General features: G+C 63.6%; 21 protein-coding genes. 17 read left to right on the forward strand and 4 right to left on the reverse strand.

Annotation, left to right across the window (positions count from 1 at the left end):
• Complete coding sequence (locus AC1RZR_RS28610; protein WP_477273842.1) at positions 1 to 1,152, forward strand: efflux RND transporter periplasmic adaptor subunit; 1,152 nt, start codon at positions 1 to 3, stop codon at positions 1,150 to 1,152.
• A 41-nt stretch (positions 1,153 to 1,193) separates the two neighbouring features.
• Here AC1RZR_RS28610 and AC1RZR_RS28615 read toward each other — a convergent pair whose 3' ends face one another.
• Complete coding sequence (locus AC1RZR_RS28615) at positions 1,194 to 2,102, reverse strand: LysR substrate-binding domain-containing protein (RefSeq protein WP_481826704.1); 909 nt, start codon at positions 2,100 to 2,102, stop codon at positions 1,194 to 1,196.
• Positions 2,103 to 2,206: 104 nt separating this feature from the next.
• Here AC1RZR_RS28615 and AC1RZR_RS28620 point away from each other — a divergent pair, with 104 nt between their 5' ends.
• The 8 genes from AC1RZR_RS28620 (at position 2,207) to AC1RZR_RS28655 (ending at position 12,023) form a co-directional block, all read left to right on the forward strand.
• Entirely contained in the window at positions 2,207 to 2,995 is a 789-nt protein-coding gene (locus tag AC1RZR_RS28620; RefSeq protein ID WP_481826705.1) for a HalD/BesD family halogenase, read from the forward strand.
• Positions 2,996 to 3,102: 107 nt separating this feature from the next.
• Positions 3,103 to 3,840, forward strand: a complete 738-nt coding sequence (locus AC1RZR_RS28625; protein WP_481826706.1) for a GntR family transcriptional regulator — start codon at positions 3,103 to 3,105, stop codon at positions 3,838 to 3,840.
• Between the two features lie 52 nt (positions 3,841 to 3,892).
• Entirely contained in the window at positions 3,893 to 4,999 is a 1,107-nt protein-coding gene (locus AC1RZR_RS28630) for a mandelate racemase/muconate lactonizing enzyme family protein (protein WP_477273834.1), read from the forward strand.
• Between the two features lies 1 nt (position 5,000).
• A complete protein-coding gene (locus tag AC1RZR_RS28635) occupies positions 5,001 to 6,185 on the forward strand; it encodes a mandelate racemase/muconate lactonizing enzyme family protein (protein ID WP_481826707.1) in 1,185 nt (394 codons plus the stop codon).
• A 250-nt stretch (positions 6,186 to 6,435) separates the two neighbouring features.
• Complete coding sequence (locus tag AC1RZR_RS28640; protein WP_481826708.1) at positions 6,436 to 8,100, forward strand: ABC transporter substrate-binding protein; 1,665 nt, start codon at positions 6,436 to 6,438, stop codon at positions 8,098 to 8,100.
• A gap of 71 nt (positions 8,101 to 8,171) precedes the next feature.
• The gene (locus AC1RZR_RS28645; protein WP_477274135.1) at positions 8,172 to 9,125 is read left to right on the forward strand and encodes an ABC transporter permease; all 954 of its coding nucleotides are present in this window, start codon (positions 8,172 to 8,174) and stop codon (positions 9,123 to 9,125) included.
• Positions 9,122 to 10,000 carry an ABC transporter permease gene (locus AC1RZR_RS28650; RefSeq protein WP_477273828.1) on the forward strand — a complete coding sequence of 293 codons (879 nt, stop codon included), beginning with the start codon at positions 9,122 to 9,124 and terminating at the stop codon, positions 9,998 to 10,000. The genes AC1RZR_RS28645 and AC1RZR_RS28650 overlap by 4 nt, the downstream gene beginning before the upstream one ends.
• On the forward strand, positions 9,993 to 12,023 hold the full coding sequence (locus AC1RZR_RS28655) for a dipeptide ABC transporter ATP-binding protein (RefSeq protein ID WP_481826709.1): 2,031 nt from the start codon (positions 9,993 to 9,995) through the stop codon (positions 12,021 to 12,023). Before AC1RZR_RS28650 ends, AC1RZR_RS28655 begins: the two co-directional genes overlap by 8 nt.
• A 19-nt stretch (positions 12,024 to 12,042) precedes the next feature.
• Here the strand turns inward: AC1RZR_RS28655 and AC1RZR_RS28660 are convergent, their stop codons facing one another.
• Positions 12,043 to 12,945 carry a LysR family transcriptional regulator gene (locus AC1RZR_RS28660; RefSeq protein WP_481826710.1) on the reverse strand — a complete coding sequence of 301 codons (903 nt, stop codon included), beginning with the start codon at positions 12,943 to 12,945 and terminating at the stop codon, positions 12,043 to 12,045.
• 113 nt (positions 12,946 to 13,058) lie between these two features.
• On the opposite strand from AC1RZR_RS28660, the gene AC1RZR_RS28665 reads away from it, so the two are divergent.
• The 6 genes from AC1RZR_RS28665 (at position 13,059) to AC1RZR_RS28690 (ending at position 20,991) form a co-directional block, all read left to right on the forward strand.
• Entirely contained in the window at positions 13,059 to 14,714 is a 1,656-nt protein-coding gene (locus AC1RZR_RS28665) for an ABC transporter substrate-binding protein (RefSeq protein ID WP_481826711.1), read from the forward strand.
• 89 nt (positions 14,715 to 14,803) lie between these two features.
• On the forward strand, positions 14,804 to 15,601 hold the full coding sequence (locus AC1RZR_RS28670) for a DUF427 domain-containing protein (protein ID WP_481829135.1): 798 nt from the start codon (positions 14,804 to 14,806) through the stop codon (positions 15,599 to 15,601).
• 81 nt (positions 15,602 to 15,682) lie between these two features.
• A complete protein-coding gene (locus AC1RZR_RS28675) occupies positions 15,683 to 16,447 on the forward strand; it encodes an SDR family oxidoreductase (RefSeq protein ID WP_477273820.1) in 765 nt (254 codons plus the stop codon).
• 432 nt (positions 16,448 to 16,879) lie between these two features.
• Complete coding sequence (locus AC1RZR_RS28680) at positions 16,880 to 17,854, forward strand: ABC transporter substrate-binding protein (protein ID WP_379105554.1); 975 nt, start codon at positions 16,880 to 16,882, stop codon at positions 17,852 to 17,854.
• A 78-nt stretch (positions 17,855 to 17,932) separates the two neighbouring features.
• Positions 17,933 to 19,012: a quaternary amine ABC transporter ATP-binding protein gene (locus AC1RZR_RS28685; RefSeq protein WP_477273818.1), complete on the forward strand. Its 1,080-nt coding sequence runs from the start codon at positions 17,933 to 17,935 to the stop codon at positions 19,010 to 19,012.
• Entirely contained in the window at positions 19,009 to 20,991 is a 1,983-nt protein-coding gene (locus tag AC1RZR_RS28690) for an ABC transporter permease (protein ID WP_481826712.1), read from the forward strand. Before AC1RZR_RS28685 ends, AC1RZR_RS28690 begins: the two co-directional genes overlap by 4 nt.
• A 15-nt stretch (positions 20,992 to 21,006) precedes the next feature.
• Here AC1RZR_RS28690 and AC1RZR_RS28695 read toward each other — a convergent pair whose 3' ends face one another.
• Positions 21,007 to 22,365: a trimethylamine monooxygenase gene (locus AC1RZR_RS28695; RefSeq protein ID WP_481826713.1), complete on the reverse strand. Its 1,359-nt coding sequence runs from the start codon at positions 22,363 to 22,365 to the stop codon at positions 21,007 to 21,009.
• Positions 22,366 to 22,425: 60 nt separating this feature from the next.
• On the opposite strand from AC1RZR_RS28695, the gene AC1RZR_RS28700 reads away from it, so the two are divergent.
• Positions 22,426 to 22,659 (forward strand): hypothetical protein, encoded by a 234-nt coding sequence (locus AC1RZR_RS28700; protein ID WP_477273812.1) that lies wholly within the window; start codon positions 22,426 to 22,428, stop codon positions 22,657 to 22,659.
• A 44-nt stretch (positions 22,660 to 22,703) separates the two neighbouring features.
• Complete coding sequence (locus AC1RZR_RS28705) at positions 22,704 to 23,429, forward strand: helix-turn-helix domain-containing protein (protein WP_477273810.1); 726 nt, start codon at positions 22,704 to 22,706, stop codon at positions 23,427 to 23,429.
• Here AC1RZR_RS28705 and AC1RZR_RS28710 read toward each other — a convergent pair.
• Complete coding sequence (locus tag AC1RZR_RS28710) at positions 23,426 to 24,466, reverse strand: heme-dependent oxidative N-demethylase family protein (RefSeq protein ID WP_477273808.1); 1,041 nt, start codon at positions 24,464 to 24,466, stop codon at positions 23,426 to 23,428. The two genes, AC1RZR_RS28705 and AC1RZR_RS28710, sit on opposite strands and share 4 nt — an antisense overlap.
• Positions 24,467 to 24,472: the final 6 nt, after the last annotated feature.

The raw sequence follows: 24,472 nt of genomic DNA on the forward strand, positions 1-24,472 counted from the left end.
ATGCGTAAATGGAAAATCGCGTTGGGAACGGCTGTCGCGCTGGGAGCGATCTCGGTGGCCAGCGTCCACCTGCTCGACATGGGCAATGTCAGCCTCAATGCCGGCACCGCCGGTGCGGCGCCCGCCCCCGCGGCGTTCGTCATGCCGGTGCCGGTGATCAGCGTCGTCAAGAAGACGATCCCGATCTACCTCGACTATGCCGCGCGGACGGAGCCGATCCGCAACATCACCTTGCAGGCCAGGATTCCAGGCTATCTGCAGGAGCAGACCGCGGCTGACGGCGTCGACGTCCGCCAAGGCGATCTTCTCTACAAGATCTCACCTGATGACTTCCAGGCGGCACTCGACCAGGCGAAGGCGCAGGTGCAGCGCGACACGGCAACGCTCGACTATGCCCGGTCCAATCTCGGTCGCGGCACCGAGCTTGCCAAGAGCGGCTACCTCGCCAAGGACGGCTTCGACCAGCGCACCAGCACCTTGCGCGAAGCACAGGCGTCGCTGGCTCTCAACCAGGCGGCGGTCCGCACGGCGGAGCTCAATCTGAGCTATGCCGAAATCCGTGCGCCGTTTGCCGGACGCCTGGGGCGCAACCAGGCCTCGGTCGGAACCTTGGTCAGCGTTGCCGGGACCGTGCTCAACACGCTGGTGCAGCTCGACCCGATCTACGTCACCTTCAATCCGAGCGAGACGGATCTGGCCCAGATCGAACAGGCCCGTGCGGCTGGTCCGATCGAAGTCGAAGTCCTGCTTCCCGGCGAGACCGAAGCCAGCCAGAAGGGCGAACTCACCTTCATCGACAATACGGTCGACCGTTCGACCGGTACCATCACGGCGCGGGCGACGATCGGCAACGGCAAGTTCACGCTGCTGCCGGGCCAGTATGTTCGCGTCCGGCTGCATGTGAAGCAGCAGGCCGATGCGCTGATGGTGCCGCAGACGGCGCTCGGCTCGAGCCAGCTCGGCAAATATCTCTATGTCGTCGGCAAGGGCAATACGGTCGACCAGCGGCTGGTCTCGCTCGGACCGACCAGCGGCGATCAGGTGGCGATCCTGAGCGGCGTGGCCGAAGGCGATCAGGTGATAACAGGCAATCTGCAGAAGATCGGACCCGGAATGCCGATCTCTCCGCTGCCGGAAAAGCCGGCCACCTGAACACCCCCGTCAGGTCTGGCTTCAACGGCGCCTTCGACCGGTCAGGTCGGGGGCGCCGTTTTCATGAGCAGTTCGACCAGACCGGCGACATCGGCACGATCAGCCTTGGCCGGCGGCATGAACGCGCAATAGGGGTGGCCAAGGCGGACCGAGACGGATGACAGCGCGATCAGCCGGCCGGCCTCCAGGTCGGCGCGCGCCATGACCCGCTGGCCAAGGGCGATGCCGAGACCCAGCCTCGCCGAGGTGATCGCGAGGCTGGACAGGCCAACGCGCCGCCCGTGCGACGGGTCGGGCAAGCGACCGCCTCCGGAGGCCGCGAACCAATCGGCCCAGGTCGGGTGCGAGGCATAGTTCGGCCCCCAATTGGTGTGGATGAACAGGCTCTCGTGCAGATCCGCCAGGCCCGGATCGCCATTGCCGTGCCTATGCCAGAATTCCGGCGCGCAGACCGGGAGGACGTCATCATGGACGAGCCGGACGAGTTTCAATCCGGGATAGTGATAATCGCCATAGCTGATGCGCAGGTCGATGTTCTGGCGCATCAGGTCGACTGGATCGTCCTCGACCCGGACGTCGATCGCCATTTGCGGGAAGGCATCGAGAAGCACGGCCAGCTTCGGCGCCAGCCACAGCTCGGCCAGCGAAAACGGCACGCTGACGACAAGACGCGTCCGCAAGCCACCTTCCAGCATGCGCCGGCCGATCGCCGCGATGTCGCCGAGTGCCCGCGCGGTCTGCGGATAGATGGCGTGGCCGGCGTCGGTCAGCGCGATGCGGTTGCCACTGCGCACGAACAATTGCTTGCCGAACCAGGTTTCGAGGTTGCGTATCTGCTGGCTGACCGCCGCCGACGACACGCCGAGTTCGGCCGCAGCCAAGGTGAAGCTGCCGGCCCGCGCCGCAACCTCGAAGGCCTTGATCGCATTCAGTGGCGGTAACCGTTCCACGCCAATCTTCCCAAAAGTTTTTCTTGCCCAATCCTAATAATTTTCCGCGTTGAGAGAAAGATTTTTTTGCCGTCTCATAGGCTCGAAACCTCGGAGCCATGATCATGAAAGACATCCTCGATCTCGACCGCTATCCGCTCGACCGCGAAGGCAGCGCCGAATGGCAGCGCCTCGTCGACCAATCCATCGCCGCGCTCGAAGCCGACGGCATGTTCAATCTCGAGGGGTTTTTGCGGCCCGGCGTTGCTGAAAAGGCCGTGCGGGAAATCCAGCCGGTCATGGCTGCGCGGTCGCACGTGCACAAGCGCATGCACAACATCTACTTCAAGCCGGACATTCCCGAGCTTGCGCCCGACCATCCGGCGCTGCGCAAGGTCGAGACCATCAGCCACACCGTCTGTGCCGACCAGATCCCCGGCAGTGTCGTGCTTGCCATCTACGAATACCAACCGCTGCTGCGCTTCCTGGCGGCGGCGATGGGCAAGACCAAGCTGCATGTCATGCAGGATCCGCTGGCGCGTACCAATGTGATGGCCTATCGCGCCGGCGAGGCCTTGAACTGGCATTTCGACCGTTCGGAATTCACCACCACCCTTCTCCTGCAGCAGTCGCTACGCGGCGGCGACCTCGAATACCGCACCGACCTGCGGTCGGACGACAACCCGAACTATGCCGGCGTCGCCAGATTGCTCGAAGGGCGCGACCCCGAGGCCAAGATCCTGCGCATGAAGCCCGGCACGCTCAACGTCTTTCGCGGCAAGAACACCGCGCATCGCGTCACCACCGTCGAAGGCGAACGCGAACGCATGATCGCGGTGTTTTCATACTACGAGAAGCCCGGCGTCATGTTCAGCGACGAGGAACGGGTCGGCTTCTACGGCCGCGCGGCCTGAGGCCGAAGAGGCGACACGCCAGCGGTCCCCAAGAATCCGAAAATGACCTCTTGTTAGATTGTCGACAATCTGCTTGTCTTGCTCTCGGTTTCCTTGGGAGTGGCCGAATGAGCAAGGCGGATTTCAGTCCGATCGCGGACACCACGCGGCGCGCCGAGATCGTCGCGCTGTTGCGACGCGCGATCCTGACCGGCCAGCTGGAACCAGGCCAGAAGCTCAACGAGCTCCGGATTTCCGAGCAGATGCGGGTCAGCCGTGCGCCCCTGCGCGAGGCGATGCGCGAGCTGGTGCAGGAAGGCATCCTGACCAGCATCCCCTATGCCGGCACCTTCGTCATCGATGTCACCGCCAAGGACATCGACGACGCCTATTCGTTCAACAAGGTGATGGACGAGTTTGCCATCGAACAGACCTGGCCGCTGCGCGACCAGCGCTTCTTCGACGAGCTTGAACAGCGTCACGAGGCCGTGAAGCAGGCGACGCGCGCGCTCGACACCACGCGCCAGATCGAGACGGCGCTGCAACTGCACGGACTGATTTATGAATGGGCCGACAATTCGGTGCTGCTCGAGACCTGGCAGCGGCTGACCAGCCGGCTGCAGATGTATTTTGCGCTCCACCAGCATGCTCGCAACGAGCCGGTGCCGGCCGAAGATGTGCACGAGACCTATGTGCGGCTGCTGAAGGGCAAGGACATGCGCGCCGCCCAGCGCCATGCCAGGGAGCATATCGGCCTCGATTACGAGGAACTGATTGCCTATGCGCGCAGCCTCGAACAGCGGACGTCCAAGGGCGGCAGAGCCGATCGCGCCAGCCCCGCGCGCAGCGGCCCGGGAGGCAGCTGAGCCCGGTCAGTCTGGCAGCCCATCCCGACATAACAGACAACGGACAGACAACGTGCAGATCAAGAGCATCAAGGCCTATCACGTCGTGCAGCCCTTCGTGGACGGGCCCTACCGCATGTCCAAGGGACGCGTTGCCGACGCCTTCGACGCAGTGATTGTGTCCATTACTTCCGACAGCGGTTTGACCGGCTGGGGCGAGATGGCGCCGCTCGGCAATTTCTACTCGCCCGCCTTCGCGGCTGGCGTGCGCGCCGGCGTGGTCGAGATCGCGCCGCATCTCATCGGCCACGATCCGCGCGGGCTGGCCGGCATCGGCCGACTGATGGACACGGTGTTCAAGGGCCATCCCTACATCAAGTCGGCGCTCGACATGGCGTGCTGGGATCTGGCGGCGCGGGCCGCCGATGTGCCGCTGGTGACGCTGCTCGGCGGCCGGGAGAGCGAGACCGCGGAGCTCTACAAGGTCGTCACCCACGGCAGCGTCGACGCCATGGCGGCACTGGCCAAACGGATCGTCAAGGACGGTTTCCACCGGCTGCAGGTCAAGGTCGGCGGCAATGTGCATGATGACATCGAGCGCGTGACCGCGGTCGCGGCTTCGGTGCCGAAAGGCACGGTCATCTTCTGCGACGCCAATGCCGGCTGGACGCCTTACCAGGCGCGCCAGTTCACTGATGCGACGCGCGCCATCGACTACACATTCGAGCAGCCCTGCACCACCATCGATGAGTGCATGTCGGTGCGCCGTTCGCTCGACAAGCCGATGGTGCTAGACGAATCCGTCGCCTCGCTCGACGACATGCTCGATATTCATCGCAAGGGTGCCGCCGACGGGCTGACGCTGAAGATCTCGCGGCTCGGCGGCGTGACGAAGACGCGGCAGATCCGCGATCTCGCTGTCGACCTCGGTTTCATGATCACCGTCGAGGACACTGGCGGTGCCGAGATCGACACCGCGGCGATGGCGCACCTGTCGCTGTCGACGCCCGAGGAGCGCCGGTTGCACGCCATCGCCTTCCACGAATGGGTGACGGTGCGCACGGCATCGAACAAGCCGCCGGTCACCGGTAGCCGCATGGGCATCCCCGATGGCCCCGGCCTTGGCATCGATGTCGTTCCCGATCTGCTCGGCGCGCCGTTCTTCGAGGTCGGCCGCTGAGATGAAAATCCGCAGCATCACCGCCACGCCGATCAACCTGCGCCTCGAGGCGCCCTATGCCTGGGTGTTCGGCGAGCTCGACGGATTTTCGCCGACCATTGTCGAGGTCGAGACCGAGGATGGCTTGATCGGCCTCGGCGAGGCGCCGACACCGGCGGCAGCCGCGATCATCAATGATGTTCTGGCGCCACGGCTGGTCGGCCGCGATGGCTTCGACATCGCCGGCGCCGAAAATGTCTGCCTGCCCTACTGGACCGGCGTGCAGTCGATCAACGACCGGACCCGCATCATGGCCTTCGGCGCCATCGAGATGGCGTTCTGGGACCTGCGCGGCAAGGCATGGAACCAGCCGCTCTACCAGTTGCTCGGTGGCGCTGTGCGCAAGGATATCCCGTTCACCGACTATTTTTCGCTGCGCGGTGACGGCCCAAAGGTGAAGGGCGAGACGACACCGGAAGAAGTCGCCGACTATTGTGTTGAAATGCACGAGACCCACGGGACGACGTTCTTCGAAGGCAAGTTCTCGACTGAGGACCCGAAAGTCTCGCTCAGAATGGTCGAACTGATCCGCGGCAAACTCGGCGACGATGCAATGATCCGCATCGATTCCAACCAGGCCTATTCGCTGGCGACGGCGCGGCGGCTGGCGCGGCCGCTCGAAGATCTCGGCGTGCGCAACTGGGAGGACCCAGTTGCGACCATCGAGGAGATGCGCGAGTTGCGGCGCCATTGCTCGATCCCGTTTTCGACCCACAACATCGACATTGCCCGCGCCATGGAAACCAGGGTTCCGGACGCCTTCGTCGGCAACCCGACGACGCATGGCGGCATCGGCCGCCTGCTGCGTTTCGTCGGCGCCTGCGAGCACGCCGGCATCGATTTCTGGTGCTACAGCGGCGACAGCGGCATCGGCAGCGCGGCCTATCTGCATTTGTGCGCGGCACTCGGCTGGATCAGGGAGCCGAACCAGTCGCTGTTTCGCATGCTGCCGATGGATGTCACCGAGGAAGGGCCGTTTTCACCGAAGAACAACGTCGTTCGGGTGCCGGAAGGTCCCGGTCTCGGCATCACGTTGTCGCGGGAAAACCTCGCCGCCTGTCACAGAGACTTTACCGAGAAAGGACCCTGCAACAAGTATCATGACCCGGCAAAGCCCGGAACCTATCGCCGTTTGCCGCTGAACTAGATGACGGCAAGTGGCCAAGACGAACTGCCAACAGACGAGAAGCCAACCGCCGCGACTTCAGTCGGGAAGGTCGGACAAGGACGGTGGAAGCAGTGCAGCCAGGAATCCGGCGCATCCACGCCAACGACTGGATGGACCGGACAAAATCGCATGCTACAGTCCCGGTCAGCAGGCCTTTCTGACGATCGGATATGGAACAATCCACAAAAATTCGTCGATCATAAGAACATAGGGGAAAGGGTAGAAACCCATGAGCAAGAACTATCACATTCTCGACCTGATCCGGCGCAATCGTTCGCCGCTTGAAAATCACCTGATCGATGGCCTCGTCGACGGCAGGGTCAGCCGCCGCGACTTCATCCGTCACGGCAGCCTGCTCGGCCTGTCGCTGCCGCTGCTGGGCCGTATCGGCATGGCAGCCGGCCTCGGCGGCATGCCGTCGCTGGCGCGCGCCCAGGGCGCGCCCGGCGCCACCATACGTGTCGCCAGCAGCGTGCCGGCGGCGACGATCGACCCGGTCACCATCGCGGACGCCGGCGGCCTGCTGGTCATGCAGCAGGTTGCCGAGTTCCTCTGCGTCGACGGCCCCGACCTCGTGCTGCAGCCGGCACTGGCCGAGAGCTGGAAGCCGAACGACACAGGCACGGTATGGACCTTCAAGCTGCGCAAGGGCGTGAAATTCCACAGCGGCGGCGAGATGAAAGCCGACGACGTCGTGGCCAGCATCGACCGCCTTGCCGATCCGGCAAACTCGTCCAACGCGCTTTCGGTGTTCTCCGGCATCCTGCAGAAGGGCGCCAGCAAGAAGGTCGACGACTACACGGTGGAATTCCATCTCGACGCCCCGAACGGCAACTTCCCCTACATGCTGTCGTCCGACAATTACAACGCCGTCATCATCCCGGCGAGCTACAAGGGCGACTACGAGAAGAGCTTCGACGGCACCGGGCCGTTCAAGATCGAGAAATACACGGCAAAGGTCGGCGCTTCCTTCGTCCGCAACGAAGACTATTGGGGACCGAAGGCATTGCCCGAGCGCACCGAGTTCACCTTCTTCGCCGACACGCAGCCGCAAATCCTGGCACTGCAGGGCGGACAGGTCGACATCATCAACCAGTTGCCGGTGCTGGCCGGCGTCGCACTGCTCAACGATCCGGGTATCGACATCATCAGCCTGAAGTCGGTCGCGCACCAGCAACTGCATCTGCGCTGCGATTCCGATCCCTTCAAGGACCCGCGCGTGCGCCGCGCCATTGCACTCAGCCTCGACCGCGACAAGCTGGTTGCCGGCCTGATGAAAGGCCGTGCTTCGCCCGGCAATGACAGCCCGTTCGCGCCGGCCTATCCCTCGACCGATGCGAGCGTGCCGCAACGCAAGCAGGATATCGCCCAGGCAAAGCAGCTGATGGAAGCCGCGGGCGCCGGCAAGGGCTTCAAGGTGACGCTGACGACCGAGCGCTACCTGGAAATCCCCGAATACGCCCAGCTCATCCAGAACTGGGTCAAGGAGATCGGCATCGAGCTCGAGCTCAACATCCTCGACCAGGGCGCCTATTACGGCGATGCGGTGTTCGGCAAGTCGAACTGGCTGGATTCGGTGATGGGCATCACCGACTACGGTCATCGCGGCGTTCCGAATGTCTTCCTGGCCGCGCCCTTGAAGAGCGAGGGCACCTGGAACGCGGCGCACTTCAAGAACAAGGACTACGACACGCTGGCGACCAGCTACATCGCCGCGCTCGACCTCGAGGCGCAGAAGGCGACGGCGGGCAAGATCCAGAACCTGCTGCTCGAAGAAACGCCGGTCATCTTCGGCTATTTCTACGACTATCTGACAGCGACGGCGAAAGGCGTGGCCGGTGTGCAACCGACGGCGATGTCGCAGCTGTTCCTCGACAAGGCATCGAAGGCCTGAACGGAAAGGGAAAGCCAATCCTGTAACAGCCAGCTCCCTCACGGGGGCTGGCTCCACAAGGAGTCTTAGCCATTCTCTCCTTCCTTGCCCGGCGTGTCTCGTTGTCGCTGGTGACGCTGTTCCTGCTCAGCATCATGGTGTTCCTGGGCGGCCAGGTGCTGCCCGGCAATGTCGGACGCGCCATTTTGGGCCCGTTCGCCGACCAGCGTGCCGTCGACGCGCTCAATCACACACTCGGTGTCGATCGACCGCTCTTGGCACAGTACTGGGGCTGGATCTCGAATTTCGTCCAGGGCGACATGGGCACGTCCTACATCTTCCGCTCGCCGGTCGCGCCCTTCGTCATCGATGCGCTCGGCAATTCGATGAAGCTGGCGGCGGTCGCCTTCGTGCTGGTGGTGCCGATCGGCATCCTTGGCGGCGTCGTTGCCGCGCTCAACCTCAACCGGCCGCTCGACCGCATCATCAGCCTTGGCGGCCTGTCGGTGACGGTGCTGCCGGAATTCGTCACCGGCATCATCCTGATCCTGGTTTTCGGCGTCTGGCTGCGCTGGCTGCCGATCTCAGCCGCATGGCCGCGCAATGCCGGCTTCTTCACCCAGCTCTACTACCTGATCCTGCCTGCGCTGCCGCTGTTCCTGGTGCTGTTCGGCTATATCGCCCGCATGGCGCGCTCCGGCATGATCGAGGCGCTCGATTCCGACTACACGCGGACAGCGGTGCTGAAGGGCCTGCCATGGCGCACGGTGATCTGGCGGCATGTGTTGCGCAACGCACTGCTGCCGACCATCACCGTCATCGCGACGCAGACCGGCTATCTCATCGGCGGTCTCGTCGTCATCGAAACGCTGTTCCGCTACCAGGGCATCGGCTCGCTGATCTTCACCGCGGCGCGCGGCAAGGATTTCCCGATGCTGGAATCGGGGATTCTCACCATCGGCATCGTCTATGCGGTGGCGACACTTGTCGCCGACTTCCTCTATTCCGTGCTCAATCCGCGCATCCGGCTGGGGTCAGACCAATGAGCGCCGTTCAAACCACCTCCCCGCCCCCCGACGACACGCGCCGGCGCGGGCCGCTGGCGGAGGTGCTGTTGTCGCTGCTGCGCTCCGGCACCTTCCTGACCGGTTTCGCCATCGTGCTGTTCTGGGTTGCCTGCGCGATTTTCGGCGAACATTTCGCGCCCTATGACCCGCTCGCCGACGACATCATCAACGCCCTGGCACCACCTTCGGCCGAACACTGGTTCGGCACCGACCAGATCGGCCGCGACGTCTTCTCGCGCGTCATCGTCGGCTCGCGCGACATCCTGACCGTCGCCCCACTGGCGACCTTGCTGGCAACCGTGGCCGGCACGGCGCTCGGCCTCGTCACCGGCTATTTTCGCGGCCTCGTCGACGATGTCGTCAGCCGCATCCTCGAAGCCTTCATGGCGATCCCGGTGGTCATCGTCGCGCTGTTGGCCATCGTGGCGCTCGGCACATCCAAGACGACGGTCATCGTCGTCATCGGCCTCAGCTTTGCGCCGATCATCGCGCGCACGGTGCGCTCCGCTGTGCTGGCCGAGCGCGAACTCGATTATGTCGCCGCAGCACAGCTCAGGCATGAAAGTGCGCTGCATACGATGTTCGTCGAGATCCTGCCGAACGTCATCCCGCCGATCCTGGTCGAGACAACCGTGCGGCTCGGTTATGCCATTTTCGCGGTCGCCACGCTCTCCTTCATGGGCTTCGGCATCCAACCGCCCTCACCCGACTGGGGGCTCTCGATCTCCAACAATTACGGCATGATCGGCGGCGGCTTCTGGTGGACGGTGCTGTTCGACGCGCTGGCCATCGCCTCGCTGGTGATTGGCGTCAATCTGGCGGCCGACGGCGTTCACGGAGCGCTCAATGACTAAGCCCGCCAAGGCAGAAAACGCCCTCGAACTGCACGATTTGTCGGTAGCCTACCGCGTTGCCGGCCGCAATCGCGCGGTGCTGCGCAACCTCAGCCTCAACATCGGCCAGGGCGAAGCTTACGGGCTGGTCGGCGAGTCCGGCTGCGGCAAATCCACCGTGGCGCTCACCGTCGTGCGCTACCTGCCAAGAAACGGCTCGATCACCGGCGGCGCGATCTCGCTCGACGGCCAGGACGTCATGAAGCTCGACGCCGAAGCGCTCAGGCGGGCGCGGGCCGAAAGCGTCTCGATGGTCTACCAGGACCCGGGCAAGGCGCTGAACCCGTCGATCCGCGTCGGCCGGCAGCTGACCGAAATCTTCGAGCTTGGCGGCCTTACGGGACAGGCGGCCACCGACAAGGCCATCGCCATGCTGAACCGGGTGCGCATCTCCGACCCGGTCAGCGTCATGCAACGCTACCCGCACCAGCTTTCGGGCGGCATGCAGCAGCGCGTGGCGATTGCCATGGCGCTGGCCAACGATCCATCGATGCTGATCCTCGACGAGCCGACGACCGGCCTCGATGCGACGGTGGAAGCCGAGGTGCTCGACCTGATCGCGCAGCTCAGGCAGGAACTGTCGGCCTCGATCCTGTTCATCAGCCACAACCTCGCGGTCGTCTCCAACATGTGCGACCGGGTCGGCGTGCTCTATGCCGGCATGCTGGTCGAAGAAGGGCCGACCGAGGTCGTGTTCAACGATCCCCGCCATCCTTATACGGTGGCGCTGCTGCGCTGCCTGCCGCGCGGCGGCCAGCGCAAGGACCAGGGTCGGCTCGACACCATTCCAGGATTCCTGCCCGGCATTGGCGCTGACATCAAGGGATGCGCCTTCGCCGATCGCTGCGCGCTCGCCGACGACCGCTGCCGCAGCGAATTGCCGCCGCTTTACGATTTGGGCGGCCGGCTGTCGCGCTGCTTCTATCACGAGAAGGCGCAGGCGCTGCCGCGCGCGACGCCGAGCGATGTGGCGCCTGCACCAAAGGCGGTAGCCGTGCCGGTGCTGCGGGTCGCGGGGCTGAACAAGACCTATGCCAGTCATGGCCATGCGCTGCGCGCGGTGAAGGATGTATCGCTCGATTTGCGCCCCGGCGAAACGCTTGGACTGGTCGGCGAATCCGGCAGTGGCAAGACGACCTTCGCCCGGCTGCTGCTCGGCCTGGTGCCGCCCGATGCAGGCGGCACCATCGAGCTCGAAGGCAAGGCGCTGGCGCCGCGGCTTGAAAACCGCGGTGACGACCAGATCAAGGCGATGCAGATCGTCTTCCAGAATCCGGACTCGGCGCTCAACCGCTCGCATTCCATCCGGCACCTGATCGGCCGCGCGCTGAAGCGGCTGGCAGGCTTGAGCGGCAAGGCACTTGATGCTCGCCTCAACGATCTCGTCCGCTCCGTGCGGCTCACCGACCGGCATCTCGCCGTCAAGCCGCGCCAGCTTTCGGGCGGCCTGAAACAGCGCGTCGCGATCGCGCGCGCCTTCGCGGGCGACCCGCGCATCGTGGTGTGCGACGAGCCGACTTCGGCGCTCGACGTGTCGGTCCAGGCGGCCATTCTCAACCTGCTCGCCGACCTGCAGTCGAAGGAAGACGTCAGCTACATCTTCATCTCGCATGATCTTGCCGTGGTGCGTTACCTCTCGGACAAGATCGCCGTGCTCTATCTCGGCCGGATCATGGAACTCGGACCGTCGGAAGACGTCTTTTCCGGCCCGCATCATCCCTATACCGAAGCGCTGCTGTCGGCGGTGCCCAAGCTCGACCAGACCGAGACGGCGCGCATTCGCCTCGACGGCGAAATCCCCAGCGCCACCAACCCGCCGTCGGGCTGCGTGTTCCACACACGCTGCCCGCGCAAGATCGGTCCGATCTGCGAGCAGCAGGAACCGCCGCTGAGCGAAGCGCAGCCCGGCCACTCGATCCGCTGCCACATTCCCTACCCCGAACTTGCCCGGCTCCAAAAGGCGGCGATGACCGAGCCGGCATAGAAGCTCCGTGACCCGCCCGTCACGTCCGGCCGGACATGCTCAGGGAACGGTCGCCTTCCGAAAAGCCCTGACCTTCCGCCCAGTCCCTTGCCAGCGTGCGCAGCCCGGTGAGCGCGACATCCAGAACATCCGACGAGACAGGATTCGAGGGATAGGCGAGATAGATTGGCCGCTGGAACACAGGCGCGTTGTCGATGCGCCGCATTTCGCCGCGCTCGATATGACCGCTGACGGCGCTGAGCGGCAGATAGGCTGCCGCTTGCTGCGACAGCACATGCTGCAGCCCGATGAAGACCAGTCCAGCTGAGATGGCCGGCTTGACCATGCCGGCAAAGGCGCGGTCGTGCTCGATGCGGAACTCCAGCCCCCAATCCATCAGAATGTAGTTCTCCGTCCACGGCTTCGTCTGCGCCGCATGCTGGACAAGCACGACCTGATCGACGGCAAGCGTTTCGTAGACGATGCCGGGATGTGGCCGCGGCAGATAGAGGATGCAGATGTCGAGCAGACCTTCCGCCAGCTGGTCGATGGCCAGATCCGGGAAACTGCCCTCCAGCCGCAGCGCCACGTTCGGCCGCCTGGCACGCATCCACTCGACCCATGGCGAGGTGATGCGGTCCCACAGATAGGCGGGCGCGGTCAACCGCAGCAAGGTCTCGTAGCCATCGGGAACGGCGATGTCCTGCCGCGATTGCTCCCAGGTGCGGGTGATGGACGAGGCGTGCGGCAGGAACTGCCGGCCGGCCGGCGTCAGCGTGACGCCGTCGCGGTCGCGCACGAAAAGCCGGCGCCCCAACTGCTCCTCCAGCCCGCGAATGCGCGCACTGACGGTAGACTGGGCGAGGTTCAGCCGGCTGGCCGCGACGGTGAAGCTGCCATGGGTGGCAACTTCGAGAAAACTGCGCAGATTTTCAGTGTCCATGCTTCATCCAAGCATCGAAAATTTCGATGGCCCCTATCAAAAAATATCGCTTTCCGGCGGCAGTCAACAATGAACTAGATGGCAAAACCCCAAGACAAGCGAGGAATGCAGCCATGCCAAAGCATTTCAGGATGATCGACGCCGCTCGCGGAAATCTCACAGCAATCGAAAACTCCGCTGTCGACGAGTTGCTGGCCGGCAGGATGGGCCGGCGCGATTTCCTGCGCCATGGCAGCGTGCTTGGCCTCTCGCTGCCATTCCTGGGCAGCCTCGTCGCTGCTGCCGGCCTCGGCACGCAGCAGGCCCGCGCCGAGGGCAAGCCGGGCGGCACGGTGCGCGCCGGCGTCGCCACGCCGGGCGGCGCCATCGATCCCGTCACCTATTATGACAGCGGCAGCTACCAGCTGGTTTTCCAGACCGCCGAGTTTCTCTGCATCACCCAGCCGGATCTCACCTTGAAGCCGGTGCTGGCGGAAAGCTGGGCGCCGAACGAGGACGGCAGCGTCTGGACATTCAAGCTGCGCAAGGGCGTGAAATTCCACAATGGCGAGGACTTCAAGGCCGACGACGTCGTCGCGACCTTCGACCGGCTGGCCGATCCCAGCGGCGCCTCGAACGCGCTGTCGGTGTTCAAGGGCCTGCTGTCGAAGGGCGGTACAAGGAAGGTCGACGATCACACCGTCGCCTTCCATCTCGATGCGCCGAACGGCAGCTTTCCCTATTCGGTGTCGATCGACAATTACAACGCCGTCATCCTGCCGGCGAGCTACAAGGGCGACTACGAAAAGACCTTCGAGGGCACCGGGCCGTTCCGGCTGGAGACCTACACGCCGAAGGTCGGCGCGACCTTTGTCCGCAACCCCGACTATTGGGGCGAGAAGGCGTTGCCCGACCGTCTCGAATTCAAGTTCTACGGCGACGTGCAGCCGCGCATCCTGGCGCTGCAGGCCGGCGAGGTCGACATTCTCGACGCCGTTCCGCTCGACGTCAGCCAGGTCGTGCTCAACAGCCCCGACATCAACGTGCTGCGTGTCGCCTCGACCGCGCATCGCCAGTTGCACATGCGCTGCGACACCGGCCCGTTCACCGACAAGCGCGTACGCCAGGCGCTCGCTTTGTGCATCGATCGCTCCAAGCTGGTCGATGGCCTGTGCCGCGGCATGGCGGCGACCGGCAATGACAGCCCGTTCGCGCCGGCCTTCCCCGCGACCGACACGACGGTGCCGCAGCGCGTCCAGGATATCGCCAAGGCGAAGCAGTTGCTCGAAGCAGCCGGCGCGGCCAGCGGTTTCGACATCACGCTGACGACGCTGCGCTATTCCGACATCCCCGGCTACGCGCAGCTGTTCCAGAACTTCGCCAAGGAAATCGGCGCCCGTATCGCGCTCAACATCGAGGACCAGGACAAATATTATGGCAAGGCGGTGTTCGGCCAGTCGGACTGGCTGGACAGCCCACTCGGCATCACCGACTACGCGCATCGCAGCGTGCCGAACGTCTTCCTCAAAAGCCCGCTGGTCAGCGACGGCCCTTGGAACGCGGCGCATTTCAAGAACCCGGCCTATGACGGCATGGTCACCAGCTATCTGAAGGCGCTCGACATCGGCGCGCAGCGCAGCGCCGCCTCCGACATCCAGAAGCTGCTGCTCGACGAGACACCGGTCATTTTCAGCTATTTCCCCGATCTGCTGGTGCCGGTGCGCAAGAATGTCAGCGGCTTGCCACCGATCGCCGCCGGGCTGCTGCTCGATCGCGTGTCATTGAGTTGATCGTGCGCCAACGCTCGATCACAAAAGAAAAGAACCGGGAGAGTACCATTCGCAAGCGCCATCTGCGCGGCCGCGGGCCGCATTTTCCGCTGCTCGACAGCATCACCCAATATGAGTTCGAGCCGGGCTATGTGGCCTTCACCATGCCGACGCAGAAGCGGCTGCGGGTACAGGTTGGGTCGATGACGGTCGCCGACACGGTCAATGCGCTGGTGCTCTACGAGTCCGACCATCTGCCGGTCTACTATTTCCCGATGCGCGACGTGCGCGAGGAGTTTCTTCTGCCGAGCACGACGACCACCGAGAGCCCGTTCAAGGGCGTCGCGACCCACTATTCGCTCAACACCGGCGTGACCCTGGTCGAGGACGCGGCCTGGCGCTACGCCGATCCGGTGAAAGGCTGTCCGCCGCTCGCCGACCATATGTCGTTTTACTGGAGCAAGATGGGCCACTGGTTCGAGGAGGACGAGGAAATCTTCGTCCACGCCCGCGATCCGTTCCGCCGCGTCGACTGCCTGCCGTCGTCGCGGCGCGTGCAGGTCATTCTCGACGGCGAACAGGTCGCCGATTCACGCCGTGGCGTGTTCCTGTTCGAGACCGGTCATCCGGTGCGCCACTATCTGCCGATCGCCGATACGCGGCTCGATATGTTCGCGCCCAGCCGCTACATCTCGCGCTGCCCCTACAAGGGCATCTCCAGCTACTATCACGTAACGACGAAGGCCAAGCGCCACGAGAATCTGGTCTGGTACTATCCCGAGCCGGTGCACGAGGCGGAACGCATCAAGGGACTGGTCTGCTTCCACCACGAACTGGTCGACAAGATCCTGGTCGACGGCGTCGAAATCCCCAAGGAAGCGACAGCCGCGTCGGACGGCTACTTCTGAGCAACAACGCACCTTGCGCGCAGGGCGCTTGATCGAAGCACGGCTCAGCGCATACCCTCCCCGAGACAGGGAGGGCTATCGATGGATCTTTTCAAGCTTGACGGCGATGTCGCGCTGGTCACCGGTGCTGGCAGCGGCATCGGCCAGGCAATCGCGATCGGACTGGCCGAGGCGGGCGCCGATGTCGCCTGTTTCGGCCATGCCTCGAAGGGTGGCCTGGACGAGACCGCTCACCGGATCACGGCACTCGGCCGCAAGGCGCTGGTGCTGACCGGCACGGTGACATCGCCAAGCGATCTCGCGGCGGCGATCGATCGCGTCGAGAGCGAACTCGGCGCGCTGACCGTCGCCGTCAACAATGCCGGCATTGCCGGTTCGGAACCGGCCGAGACGCTGTCGCTGGAGACATGGCAGAAGGTGCACGAGGTCAATGTCGCCGGCGTGTTCCTGTCCTGCCAGGCCGAAGCCCGCAAGATGCTGGCGCGGCGCAAGGGCTCGATCATCAACATCGCCTCGATGTCGGGTACCATCGTCAACCGGGGATTGACGCAGGCGCACTACAACTCCTCGAAAGCTGCCGTTATCCACATGTCGAAGAGCCTCGCCATGGAGTGGGCCGATCGCGGGCTGCGCGTCAATGTCGTCAGCCCGGGCTACACGCTGACGCCTATGAACAAACGGCCGGAGGTGGCTGAAGAGATCAAGATCTTCAAGCGCGACACACCGATGGGACGCATGGCGGCGCCGGAGGAAATGGTCGGACCGACGGTGTTCCTGGCCAGCCGCGCGTCGAGCTTCGTTACCGGCCTCGACCTGATTGTCGATGGCGGCTACGTCTGCTGGTAGGATCTGCCATTCGGCGGCCCGCCTTTGCCCGCGGTCTGAAATTTTGCAACCCACGGGCGTTAGTCGTTGCGCGACATGAACGTTGGTATATATAATTTCATCCTATGAAACGGTCCTGGCGAGATGGGGCTTGCCGGGCCGACAGCCGAGATCATGGGACCTTGATGGCTCGCACCTTGCAGGGCGCCGCAAGACTGGCAATTGACCCGCAGGTGATCGCTTCCGCAGCGATCCGTCGGCAGCCATGACGCTGACCCCCCAGTCCCATTCGACCATCAGCAGAATTGAGCACCATCTTGCCTGCCTTGGCCAAAGCCAGGGCGACAATTCGGCGCCGACGGCCTTGCGCAACGACCAGCCTTTCCAACACAATCAAGAAAAGCCGCAAGAAGGGAACGAACGATAATTTTCACAGCTTGAAGGAGAACAAGCATGTCATTTCGCAGCCAGATCTCGAAATTGTCGATGGGCGCCGTCGCGCTCGCGACCCTAAGCCTGCTGACACCTTCCGCCCAAGCCGCAGCACCCGAATCCAACGACCCGATCAAGATCGCGCTGTTCGACTGGACCAGCGTCAATCTGAACGCCAAGATCCTCGGCGGCATCCTGGAAAAGCTCGGCTATACTGTCGAATATCCGACCGCCGACTATCTCTCCAGCCTGACCACCGGTCTCACCAATGGCGACCTCGACGTCGGCCTGGAGTTCTGGGACACGACCGCCGGAGAAGCCATGAAAGCCTCCGATGCGACCGGCCAGACCGAACGGCTCGGCAAGCTCGGACCCAAGGCCAAGGAAGAGTGGTGGTTTCCCGAATACATGAAGGAAAAATGCCCGGGCCTGCCCAATTGGGAAGCGCTGAAGGACCCGAAATGCGCCGAAGCATTTTCAACGGCGGAGACCGCGCCGAAGGGGCGCTATCTCGGCGGCCCGGTGACGTGGGAAGGCTTTGACGACGAGCGTGTCGAGGCGCTGAAACTGCCCTTCACCGTCATCCATGCCGGCACCGACGCGGCGATGTTCGCCGAGCTGGAATCGGCCTATCAGCGCAAGGCGCCGATCATGCTGTGGATCTATTCGCCGCACTGGGCGCCGGCCAAATACAAGGGCGAGTGGGTGCAATTCCCCGAATACACGCCCGAATGCTACAATGACCCGAAATGGGGCGTGAACCCCGACGCCAAATATGATTGCGGCAAGCCGCATGGCGAGATCTGGAAATACTCCTGGTCGGGCATGAAGGACAAATGGCCGGTCGCCTACAAGGTGGCGAAGGCCTACACGATCGACACTGACGAGCTCAACAAGATGAGCGGCGAGATCGACCTCGGCGGCAAGACGCCGGAAGATGTCGCCGCCGCCTGGATCGCGGCGCACGAGGCAGACTGGAAAGCCTGGGCGCAGTGATCGTTTCCGACTGGAAAAATGAGGCCCGGCTGTTGATCAGCCGGGCCTCAAGTGTTGATGTTCCAGAAGGACGTTTGGATGACGGATAGGACTGAACAGGTACCGACACCGGCGGGCAAGGATGCCCGTCCGATAAAGCTTGCCTGCCGCAACGTCTGGAAATTGTTCGGATCGAACGCGGCGAATTTCATCCGCGAACGCGACGGCAAGGCCAGTATGGCCGACGTCGCCGCGGCCGGGCTGGTCGGCGCCGTGCGCGCCGTCGACCTCGAGATCCGCCAGGGCGAGATTTTCATCATCATGGGCCTGTCGGGTTCTGGTAAGTCGACGCTGGTGCGCTGCATGTCCAGGCTGGTCGAGCCGACCCACGGCAAGGTCGAGTTCGAAGGCAAGGATCTGCTCAAGATTTCCGACGCTGCATTGATCGAGCTGCGGCGGCATCGGATGGGCATGGTCTTCCAGAATTTTGCACTCTTGCCGCATCTCAACGTACTGGAAAACATCGCGTTTCCGCTCAGCATCCAGGGGCAGGACCGGGCGACACGCGAAGCGCGGGCGCATGAGGTCATCGAGCTGGTCGGATTGCGCGGCCGCGAACATTTCTATCCGCGCGAGCTTTCCGGCGGCCAGCAGCAGCGTGTCGGCATCGCCCGCAGCCTCGCGACCAAACCGGAAATCTGGTTCCTCGACGAACCGTTCTCGGCCCTTGATCCATTGATCCGCCGCGAGATGCAGGATGAGCTGATGCGGCTGCAGACCATGCTGCACAAGACCATCGTCTTCATCACCCATGATTTCGACGAAGCGATCCGGCTGGCCGACCGCATCGCCATCATGAAGGACGGCGAGGTCATCCAGATCGGCACGCCGGAGGAACTGGTGGTCAACCCGGCAACCGACTATGTCGCCGAATTCACCCGCGACGTCGACCGCGCCAAGGTGATTTCGGCGCGCAGCCTGATGCGCGCCTGCGACGGCACCGAGCATGGCGGCACGGTCTCGCCGGAGGCCAAGATCGCAAGTTTTTCGGCCAGCATCGTCTCCGCCAACAAGCCGTTCGCGGTGGTCAACGGCTCCGGCAAGCCGATAGGCGAAGTGACGCCGCAAGCGGTGATCGATCTGCTGGCCGGCATCGATCGTTCGAGGGCCGGCGCATGACGGTGACGACTGGTGCCAGCGAGGCAAGGGCGCGGCCGGTCCAGCTCTGGCTGCTGGTCTGGGCCTCGGCGCTTGCCGCCGTGCTTGTCGTGTTCCTGCTGCAGGACAGCCTGCCCTGGGCCGTCAACTATCCGGCCAGTGCGATCGTGCCGGTCGCCGATTGGGTCAGCGCGTTGATGCGCTGGATCAAGTCGAACCTGTCGTGGCTGACGCGCTCGATCACCGCGGTGCTCGGCGTGCCGCTCGACTTTGCGCTCAATCTGCTGGCCAAGAACTTCAAGATCGGCCATGGCGCCGACGCCTATGTGTTGCCGCGCTTGTCCTGGGTCGGCGTCTGCGCCGCCGCCTTCCTTGCCGGGCATGCCGTCGGCGGCCGGAAGCTCGGCATGCTGGTCGGCGGCTGTTTCCTCTATATCGCGCTGTTTGGCCAATGGACCAGCGCCATGCTGACGCTGGCGCTGATCTCCATCGCCGTGCCGTTCTGCATTGTCACCGGCCTGTTCGCGGGTATCTGGGCTTGGCGCAAGCCGTGGGCGGAAAGGCTCATCGTCTCCCCTGCCCTTGACCTGATGCAGACGATCCCGACTTTCGCCTATCTCATTCCGATGCTGCTCCTGTTCGGCAACAGCCCGGTCTCGGCGATGATCGCGACCGCCATCTTCGCCACGCCGCCGATGGTGCGGGCGACGATGCTGGGGCTGTCGCGGGTGCCCTCCGAGATCGACGATTTCAGCGAAATGGCCGGCTGCACGGCGCGGCAGAAACTGTGGCGGGTGCTTTTGCCCTCGGCGCGGCCGACGCTGATGGTCGGCGTCAACCAGGTGATCATGCTGGCGCTGAACATGGTGATCATCGCCTCGATGATCGGCGCCGGCGGCCTCGGCTACGACGTGCTTTTGGCGCTGCGCGCGCTGAAGGTCGGTGAAGCGATGGAAGCCGGTCTCGCCATCGTCGCGCTGGCCATCGCACTCGACCGGCTGAGCCAGGCGATCGCGCACAAACAAGCAAAGGGCCAGGTCCATCGGGAGGTGAGCCCGAGCTTCTGGCGGCGCTACCCCAATCTGACGCTGGCCATCGCCATCCTTGTCGTCACCACGCTGCTTGGCCTGTTCGTGCCGGCCTTCGCGGCGGTGCCGAAGGCGATCACCTTCACCACCGCACCGCTGTGGAAGGCGGCGGTGAACTGGGTGACGATCAACTTCTTCGACACGATCGAGGCGTTTCGCGTTGCGTTGATCCTCAACGTGCTGAACCCGGTGCGCGCCTTCTGCGAGGGGTTTCCCTGGCTGGGCGCGGTGTTCCTGCTCGGCCTTGCCGGCTATCAGCTCTCCGGCCTGCGGCTGGCAATTCTCGTCGCCGCGCTGACCGCCTTCTGCGCCGTCACCGGGCTGTGGGAAAAGACCATGGCGACGGTCTATCTCTGCGGCATCTCGGCCTTCATCGCGTGCCTGATCGGCATCCCGATCGGTCTGATGGCCTCGCGCAGCGACCGCTTCGAAAAGATCGTCGCGCCGGTCATCGACACGCTGCAGGTGCTGCCGTCTTTCTGCTTCATCATCCCGGTGGTGATGCTGTTCCGGGTCGGCGACGTCACCGCGATGATCGCAACCGTCGCCTTCGCCGTGGTGCCGGCCATCCGCTACACCAATCACGGCATCCGGCAGGTGCAGCCGGCGCTGATCGAGGCGGCGAAAGTTTCGGGCTGCACGCCGCGCCAGACCTTCTTTCGCGTGCAATTGCCGTTGGCGCTTCCCGAAATCATGCTCGGCGTCAACCAGACGATCCTGATGGCGCTGGCGATGATCATCATCTGCGCCATGGTCGGCACACGCGATCTCGGCCAAGAGGTGTTCATTGCGCTGTCCAAGGCCGATTCCGGCCGCGGCATCGTCGCAGGCCTCGCCATCGCCTTCATCGGCATCGTCGCAGACCGGCTGTTCAGCGCCTGGACGGCGAAGGCACGAGCGAGGCTGGGGTAGAATGAGGCGCGACGGCTACTCCGCCGCCACGCCTTTCACCTCGAGATAACTCTCCATCGAGTCGTCCAGCGCCTGCAGCCAGGGCGTATGGTGCAGCGGCGCCATGGTGCCGGTCATCAGCGAGCGATAGGCGTGGTCGCGGAAGCTCATGATGTCCTCCGCCTTGTGGTGCTCCCACTCCATGAAGGTCTGGTTGACCGCCTCGACGTCGAAACCGGGATAGTCGGTCTGCTCCATCAATTCCCTGGTGTAGTCGCCCTGGAACCAGATCATCTGCTCGGCATCTTCCAGCGTTTCCTCGCGCGCCCGCCACTTCGCGCCGTGCGCTGCCATCGCCTCGGCCGACGGCAATGTGATGCGGCCCATGATGACGTCGCGCGCGAACCAGGCCTGCGCGTCGAACATGTTGAAGGTGTAGAACTGATCCTGCATGCCGATGAAGGACAGCTTCGGGTTCTTCTCCCAGACGACGCCCTCATAGAGTCCGTCCGGCCACATGCGGTTGGCGGTTTTCAGCTTCAGTTCCTCGGTGAGGAACGGGAAGGAATGCAGGTAGCCGGTGCACAGGATGATGGCGTCGACATCCTTGGTGGTGCCGTCCTTGAAATGCGCGGTCTTGCCGACGACCTTCTGCAGCAGCGGCACCTCTTTCCAGTTCTCCGGCCATTTGAAGCCCATCGGCTTCGAGCGGTAGCTGGAGGTGATCGATTTGGCGCCGTATTTGTAGCATTGCGAACCGATGTCCTCGGCCGAATAGGAGCGGCCGATGATCAGGATATCCTTGCCTTTGAATTCCATGGCGTCGCGAAAATCATGGCTGTGCAGGATGCGGCCGTTGAAGGTCGAAAAGCCTTCGAAATAGGGCACGTTGGGCACCGAGAAATGCCCGGAGGCGACGACGACATTGTCGAATTCTTCCGAGTAGGTGACATCCTTGGTGCGGTCATGCGCGGTGACGGTGAATTTCTTCGTCGCCTCGGAGAAGGTCACCATGCGCACCGGGCTGTTGAAGCGCACCCATTTGCGCACGCCGGATTTTTCGACGCGGCCCTTGATGTAGTCCCACAGCACGGCGCGCGGCGGATAGGAGCCGATCGGCCGGCCGAAATGCTCCTCGAAGGTGTAGTCGGCGAATTCCAGGCACTCCTTCGGTCCGTTCGACCAGAGGTAGCGGTACATCGAGCCGTGCACGGGGTCGCCATGCTCGTCGAGGCCGGTGCGCCAGGTGTAGTTCCACAGGCCGCCCCAGTCGGACTGCTTTTCGAAGCAGACGATCTCGGGAATGTCGGCGCCCTTGTCGGCGGCCGACTTGAAGGCCCTGAGCTGTGCCAGCCCGGACGGCCCGGCTCCGATAACGGCAACGCGACTTTTCATTGCAGGCCTCCCGGTCTGATTTCGACTTTTGTTTTGACGCAATTCCCAAGGGAAAGCACTATGAGCCTTTCCCGGGAAAACCGTTTCACGCTTTTCCTGGAATTGCTCTTACGAAACAAATTTCACTCACAGGACAGTAATTGGCCCTTTCGTGCTGTCAACAGCCTCATGCCGAAACAGCGTTTCGGCAAGGTGGATTTCCCGCAAAAAAGCGGGCACGGCCAAACGCCGGATCATGGGCATGCACCTTCAGGCGACTTGCCGTCGCGGTTGCGCTCATGTATCGGCACCTGACATGTTCACCTAGAGTGAAATAAATCCGCAGAGTCGGGGGCAACATGGCGAAAAAGATTTCCGATCCCAAGCCTGGTACCGGTCCTGCCGGTGCCAAGGCCAAGCCGCTGCCCAAGGTTTCGTCGGACGGGAAAACCATCCGGGCGCCGCTGACGCAGAACCCGCATGCCATTCGCGACACAAGGGAAAAGGTGCTGGAGGTCGCGATCGGCCGCGAGGTGCGGGCGTTCCGCAAGAAGCTCGGCATCACCGTCGCCGATCTGGCGGTCGCCACCGACATTTCGCTGGGCATGCTGTCGAAGATCGAGAACGGCATAACCTCGCCGTCGCTGACCACCTTGCAGGCGCTGTCGCGGGCGCTGGGCGTTCCGGTCACCGCCTTCTTCCGCCGCTTCGAGGAAGAGCGCAGCGCCGTCTTCGTCAAGGCCGGTGAAGGGCTGGATGTCGAGCGCCGCGGCACGCGCGCCGGCCACCAGTACAATCTGCTCGGCCATATCGGCTCCAACACCAGCGGCGTCGTCGTCGAGCCCTACCTGATCACGCTGACCGAGGATTCGGACGTGTTTCCGACCTTCCAGCATGAAGGCATGGAGTTCCTCTACATGCTCGAAGGCGAGGTCGTTTACCGGCACGGCAGCAACCTCTATCCGATGAAGCCCGGTGACAGCCTGTTCTTCGATGCCGATGCGCCGCACGGTCCCGAACAGCTGACACGGCTGCCGATGCGCTACCTCTCGATCATCTGTTATCCGCAGAACAGCGCGGGTTAATCCGGCCCAAAGCCTGGGCTTGTCGGGCTGCCGTCATCGAGCTTCGACAGCCACTCGACCAGCGTCGGCCGGTAGCGCGTCAGGCCCTTATAGTTGGCGAGTTCGTCCGGAAGGTCGCGGATCACGCGGTGCAGGCGTCGTGCCCATTTAGGCTGCGTCACCAGTTCGTCCATCTTGATCAGGTAGCAGCGGATCGGAAAGACGATGCCGTTCGAGCGCGGCAACCGCCAGAAGCTCTGCAGCTCGACACGCAGATGTACCTTGTCGCCGACATTCTCCGGCGTCACCGTGGTCCGGTCCGGACCCCATTTGTGATAGTTCTCCGGGCTCGTATCAAGGCGCGGATTGATGGTCATCGTCCAGTTCAGGCGCCGTGCCGGCTTGCCTTGCTGAATGTTGGTGAGGAATTTCAGCGCGCGGGTGAAAATCCCCTTCTCATGCGCCAGCGGCACCGGCGCATGCCACTCGAAGAAGTTCATGCCGATGTCGAAATCGAGCGACCAGTCGGCCTGCGTGGTGACCATGCCGGCGTCCATCCACAGATTGCCGTCGCGCTGGTCGAGGATGCAGAAATCGCCCTGGCTCTGCCGCGTGATGTATTCCATCGGCCCGTAAGGCAGCGTCGAGGTGTCGCCGAAGGTGAAGGTATCGTCGATGCCGAGCGGCCGGTTGATCCAGCGCCAGCGATCGCCGTCGCGGGTCAGCGTGAAATGCTCGGGATAACCGAGCGCCTGCTGCTCCATCAGGAGTTCGAGCAGGTCCCAGCCGGCCAGCGTCATGTGCGGCAGCGACTGGCAACGCAGCGGATCCTCGGCCAGCACCAGCGCGCGGTCCTGCATCTCGGCGACATAGTGCTCGTCGACGTCGATCAGGTTTTCCAGCACGCTGTCCTTCGGTCCGACGACATGCGGCTCGATGTTGACCGCATACATGTAGGCGTCTTCGTGGAACGGAAACGGGAACCGCCTGATGTGCTCCGGGCTGTTCTTGAAGGTGAAGTCGTCGCGGAACGTTTCCTTGCGAAAGGTGATGCCCAAGCTCGC

The sequence above is a fragment of the Mesorhizobium bavaricum genome (genome assembly GCF_056781655.1).

Coding starts and splice junctions, on each gene's coding strand:
- AC1RZR_RS28625 (WP_481826706.1), top strand. CDS start 3,103: ATGAGCAAGGCGGATTTCAGTCCGATCGCGGACACCACGCGGCGCGCC.
- AC1RZR_RS28620 (WP_481826705.1), top strand. CDS start 2,207: ATGAAAGACATCCTCGATCTCGACCGCTATCCGCTCGACCGCGAAGGC.
- AC1RZR_RS28610 (WP_477273842.1), top strand. CDS start 1: ATGCGTAAATGGAAAATCGCGTTGGGAACGGCTGTCGCGCTGGGAGCG.
- AC1RZR_RS28650 (WP_477273828.1), top strand. CDS start 9,122: ATGAGCGCCGTTCAAACCACCTCCCCGCCCCCCGACGACACGCGCCGG.
- AC1RZR_RS28695 (WP_481826713.1), bottom strand. CDS start 22,365: ATGAAAAGTCGCGTTGCCGTTATCGGAGCCGGGCCGTCCGGGCTGGCA.
- AC1RZR_RS28640 (WP_481826708.1), top strand. CDS start 6,436: ATGAGCAAGAACTATCACATTCTCGACCTGATCCGGCGCAATCGTTCG.
- AC1RZR_RS28675 (WP_477273820.1), top strand. CDS start 15,683: ATGGATCTTTTCAAGCTTGACGGCGATGTCGCGCTGGTCACCGGTGCT.
- AC1RZR_RS28700 (WP_477273812.1), top strand. CDS start 22,426: ATGAGCCTTTCCCGGGAAAACCGTTTCACGCTTTTCCTGGAATTGCTC.
- AC1RZR_RS28685 (WP_477273818.1), top strand. CDS start 17,933: ATGACGGATAGGACTGAACAGGTACCGACACCGGCGGGCAAGGATGCC.
- AC1RZR_RS28680 (WP_379105554.1), top strand. CDS start 16,880: ATGTCATTTCGCAGCCAGATCTCGAAATTGTCGATGGGCGCCGTCGCG.
- AC1RZR_RS28660 (WP_481826710.1), bottom strand. CDS start 12,945: ATGGACACTGAAAATCTGCGCAGTTTTCTCGAAGTTGCCACCCATGGC.
- AC1RZR_RS28655 (WP_481826709.1), top strand. CDS start 9,993: ATGACTAAGCCCGCCAAGGCAGAAAACGCCCTCGAACTGCACGATTTG.
- AC1RZR_RS28665 (WP_481826711.1), top strand. CDS start 13,059: ATGCCAAAGCATTTCAGGATGATCGACGCCGCTCGCGGAAATCTCACA.
- AC1RZR_RS28635 (WP_481826707.1), top strand. CDS start 5,001: ATGAAAATCCGCAGCATCACCGCCACGCCGATCAACCTGCGCCTCGAG.
- AC1RZR_RS28705 (WP_477273810.1), top strand. CDS start 22,704: ATGGCGAAAAAGATTTCCGATCCCAAGCCTGGTACCGGTCCTGCCGGT.
- AC1RZR_RS28690 (WP_481826712.1), top strand. CDS start 19,009: ATGACGGTGACGACTGGTGCCAGCGAGGCAAGGGCGCGGCCGGTCCAG.